Raw genomic sequence first — 2,452 nt, 5'->3', positions numbered from 1 at the left:
TTGCTTATTTTTTAGTTATTCTTTATTACTACTTGCTCAGGCGCAAACGTAGATCAGAGCCAAATAGGGTTTGATCGATGATTTGCCAATCCTGACGTTGATCTAATGCCCCCAAGGGTGAAATGTTTGCCATGCCAATACCATCACCTATAAAGAAGGGGGCGTAGTAGAGCAAGAGCTCGTCAACACAACCCTCTCTCAGCAAGGATCCATTCAACTTAAATCCAGCCTCAACATGGATTTCATTCATGTGGCGCTCTTTTGCTAAATACGCAAAGAGTTTTGGCAAATCTACTTTGCCATGAGCATTAGCCGTCGCAATCACTTCAACACCAAGAGCCTCAAATGCTGCAGCTTTTTCTTTTGTATCCGCAGAATCTAAAGAAGCGCACACCAGAATCACTCCGGATTGATCTAAGCGACCAAGAATCTTTGCATTGAGTGGTGTCTCCAGTTTAGAGTCCACAATAATTCTCCAAGGCTGGCGCTCCGTTTGAACATCCCTCACATTCAGAGTGGGATCATCTTCTTTCACAGTGCCTACGCCCGTCAGAATGGCGCAGGCTTGAGCACGCCAGTGATGTCCGTCGGTTCTTGCAAGCGGTCCCGTGATCCACTGACTTTGCCCATTTGGAAGTGCAGTTTTTCCATCTAAGCTCGCAGCAATCTTCATCCGCACCCAAGGCAAACCGCGAGTCATCCGAGAAATAAATCCCAGATTGAGTGCTATGGCTTCCGTCCCTAACAAACCACAGCGCACTTCAATTCCTGCAGACTTAAGACGCTCTAATCCTTGGCCGCCTACCAAAGGATTTGGATCAGACATGGCTGCAATCACCATAGCCGGCTTTGCCTCAATTAAGGCATCAACACAAGGTGGGGTTCTGCCAGTATGGTTGCATGGCTCTAAAGTGACATAGATCGTCGATCCAGCAGGATCCAGTCCCTTTGCCCTCACATCAGCCAATGCCTGAACTTCCGCATGAGGTCCACCCACTCTTTGGGTGTAACCCCGACCAATCACTTTTTCGTCCTTCGCGATCACGCAACCCACCCGCGGATTGGGATTGGATAAATAGAATGCCTTTTGAGCTTCAGCCAAGGCCTCAGTCATCAATTGGTGGTCAACAGCGGTGTACATGGGTCTATTAAAACCGATTGCGGGCTAGAGGAGCAAATTTACCTACAAACTATCTACAGGCTTTGGTATCCCGAAAAGGATCACAAATGCGCCAGCGACCACCACTACCCAAAATCAGTTGCCTCTCAAGACTGGCATCTTGCTCATGGCCCAGTATCAGGCGATTGGCTACAAAGCCTCCCTGGCCCGTTTTAGCAGCCCCCGCTGCATTAAACAGAATCCCTCTTTTTCCACTATGGGGGTCAATAAATTGCTTCCCCCCACCCTTAAAGTAAATGGGGGCTATATCCCCTTGAGAAAACCAATAGCGCTCGACACAGGCTGATGACGCCCGCTTGTCAGAACAGGCATTTTTCACCACCCACCCCTCATCCCAAAGCTTATCGGTAATGGGGGCAATCTGGATTGGAATACCCAGCATTAAAGCTTGTCCTCGCGCAAATTGCGCATGAACAATAAAACGTCGAGCGATAGTATCAATTTGTCGAACGGCCATATTATGTTGTAGCAGCGGCATTGACATGACCGCCATGATGGCAATCAATAGCACCACGGCCATTAACTCCAGCAAGCTGCCGCCACTTTCCGTTCTGAAATAATTCACGTTTTTATCATTCATACTATTCATTCAAATCACCATTCATTCAAATTCTTGGCGCCAATTTAAGCGGGTAGCTTGTTTAGTTTTTTCATCCAGAAAAACCAAGATCTCGATGGTGGGTTTGTCTTTAGTAGAAATTAGCCAGAGATTTTTTCCGGCAGATTGAATATGGCAATCAGAGTGATTCAATGAAGCAATCCTTGCCAAGTTTTCCTGGCACTCTAAAAGTAATTCTTCAGATGCGATCAATTTCTTTCCCGCACTGGTAATAGCGTCAAGGCGAATGATTTCAAGTGCGACAGAACGCTCCAAAATCTGAATCAAGGACGAGATCAACATAAATAGAGATAAGACCCAAGCAATAATCACTAAAGATTTCTTGTAGAAAAAGTACGCTCAAATACCCGCTGAATCCTTGCTCCATCCGTCATCTCCAGCTTCACCTTGAATATTTTCGGCCCTTTATTGGATTGACTTATAGGCAGATGACCAACTTGAATAGGCTCGATCGATAATCGCTCCACACCATTCATTAAAGTAGTGTTTTGTAAGCGGCCCTGACGATCAAGAGACTGGCAAATGAGTGAACCGCCATTTACTCGGGCACCCTTAGGAAGGCTTGCTTGTCGATCAATAATGAAACCCTGTTGAGAAACATTATTCTTGGCGCGCTCTTTAGTAATGGCATTTCCAATGCAATCAAAATTAAC

3 protein-coding genes and 1 pseudogene are annotated in these 2,452 nt (G+C 46.1%); all 4 read right to left on the bottom strand.

Annotated elements, in window-relative coordinates; translation table 11 throughout:
- Nucleotides 1-28: 28 nt before the first annotated feature.
- Nucleotides 29-1,141 carry a bifunctional diaminohydroxyphosphoribosylaminopyrimidine deaminase/5-amino-6-(5-phosphoribosylamino)uracil reductase RibD gene (gene ribD / locus B7Y67_RS15310; protein ID WP_293599375.1) on the bottom strand — a complete coding sequence of 371 codons (1,113 nt, stop codon included), beginning with the start codon at nucleotides 1,139-1,141 and terminating at the stop codon, nucleotides 29-31.
- 49 nt (nucleotides 1,142-1,190) lie between these two features.
- Entirely contained in the window at nucleotides 1,191-1,769 is a 579-nt protein-coding gene (locus tag B7Y67_RS15305; protein WP_293599374.1) for a GspH/FimT family pseudopilin, read from the bottom strand.
- Nucleotides 1,770-1,781: 12 nt separating this feature from the next.
- Nucleotides 1,782-2,111 carry a hypothetical protein gene (locus B7Y67_RS15300; RefSeq protein WP_293599373.1) on the bottom strand — a complete coding sequence of 110 codons (330 nt, stop codon included), beginning with the start codon at nucleotides 2,109-2,111 and terminating at the stop codon, nucleotides 1,782-1,784.
- A pseudogene (locus tag B7Y67_RS15295) lies at nucleotides 2,111-2,452 on the bottom strand (hypothetical protein); the annotation flags it as partial. The gene B7Y67_RS15300 and the pseudogene B7Y67_RS15295, both read right to left, overlap by 1 nt.

Source organism: Polynucleobacter sp. 35-46-11, assembly GCF_002281105.1.
The sequence above is the reverse complement of the archived record's forward strand: the minus strand, read 5'-3'. Positions and strand labels throughout refer to the sequence as shown.